The sequence below is a fragment of the Actinoplanes sp. NPDC051861 genome, assembly GCF_040681145.1.
GTDB lineage: Bacteria > Actinomycetota > Actinomycetes > Mycobacteriales > Micromonosporaceae > Actinoplanes.
This window is the reverse complement of record NZ_JBFAYE010000004.1, coordinates 594,021-595,518: the sequence shown is the minus strand read 5'-3', so window position 1 is coordinate 595,518 and position 1,498 is coordinate 594,021. Positions and strand designations below refer to the sequence as shown.

Genomic DNA, 1,498 nt, shown 5'->3' with positions numbered 1-1,498 from the left:
CGGGCGGTGCGTATCGCCCGGCCGTGTTCGTCCTGCACCTCCACGTCGTGGTGCTCTTCGGCCCAGTCGTCACCGACGAACAACACTCCAGCTCTCCGCTCTGCCACGGTCCACGTCAGCAGCCTGCGGAAGACTCCAGCGCCCTAATGGACCAGTGCTCACGCCGGCGCTGCGGCGGGCACGACACCCCATCAGCCGTTCATCTCCCGACCACGAGCGGGGGCACGGTCTGACCCTAGGACTCGACATAGGTCCAGGGGTTGGGAGTGCTCACCCGCTCGCGGCTACTAGGCACCAAGTCTGCCAACGGCTGACCCAGTAGCTCCCATTAGGGGATGTGTTGTTGTTCGGTGGGGGTGGGGAGGAGTTGCAGGAAGCGGTCGGGGCCGTCTCCGAACAGGGCGATCATGTCGTCGGCCATGGTTTCCAGGAGGCGGCGGCTTTCCGGGGTCAGTCGTAGTGCGGACGCTGCCAGGATTGCTTCGTCGGTGCCCAGGCGCTGGGCTGCTACGAGGTCGGCCTCCTGCAGGGTGGGGATGCCGGGGCGGTCGAGTTGGCGCAGGATGGTCAGGCGGGTGTGCCACGGGCCGAGCGAGGGTGCGGTGGCCGGGCCGGTTGCGCCGAGGTCGTAGACGGACAGTGTGGGCATCTGGGCGGTGCCGGGTGGGAAGCCGCCCTGGTCGCTGCTGAGTACGGTGAGGCGGTTGTACTGCCCGGTCGCCCGCTCGCCGAAGCCTGACCAGGCCTGCGGGTCGGTGGTCACGACGATCGCGCGGGCGCCGAGGGCGAATGCCCGGAAAATCAGGATTTGGGCGGCGCGGAGGTGGCCGGCCAGGGTGATCCGGACCGGGTCCGGCGTCAGGATTTTGAGGGGTACGGCAGCGCGCGCCCGATCGACGCCGAGCACCAGTCCCGCGCCTGCTTGGGGGGCGAGGGTTATGCGGCGCAGCCCGGTACGCCCGATCGCGTGCCACCCCACGTGCAAGCGCCCGGTCCTGCCCGACGGCCCGGTGCGCTCCCGTTCGTCACCAGTCCCGACGTCCGGCGGCCCGGGCGGTGGCGGCACGAGCGGCCGGGCCAGCGGAGCCGAGGTCACCGCGGGGGCGCTCGACCGGTGTTCGGCCGGCGGTGTGGCTTCGGTTGCTGCTGGCGCGTGCGCACGCCCCACCGTGGCCGGCACCTGCGCATTTTCGCCGGTCTCCGCGTTCGGCTGTTCCGGCGGGAACTGCCACGCCCCTTGCGGCTGGCTCATTCGGCGCCCCTTCCGATCGGGTGGGCCGGCGCACCGTGATGGTCGGGCGGGAGCCGGCCGGGCTGGTTCATCGGGCGCCCTCTCGGGTCGGGGAGACCTGCGTGCCGCGGTAGCCGGCGGGGAGGTCTGCGTGCTGCGGTTGCCGGGTGGGGAGGTCTGCGTGCTGCGGTTGCCGGGTGGGGAGGTCTGCGTGCTGCGGTTGCCGGGTGGGGAGGTCTGCGTGCTGCGGTTGCCGGGTGGGGAGGT

Annotated in this window: 1 protein-coding gene; it reads right to left on the bottom strand. The window is 71.6% G+C overall.

Going from position 1 to position 1,498, the window contains the following annotated elements:
• Positions 1 to 328: 328 nt before the first annotated feature.
• Positions 329 to 1,252 (bottom strand): hypothetical protein, encoded by a 924-nt coding sequence (locus tag AB0M02_RS16945; protein ID WP_364227429.1) that lies wholly within the window; start codon positions 1,250 to 1,252, stop codon positions 329 to 331.
• Positions 1,253 to 1,498: the final 246 nt, after the last annotated feature.

Coding starts and splice junctions, on each gene's coding strand:
- AB0M02_RS16945 (WP_364227429.1), bottom strand. CDS start 1,252: ATGAGCCAGCCGCAAGGGGCGTGGCAGTTCCCGCCGGAACAGCCGAAC.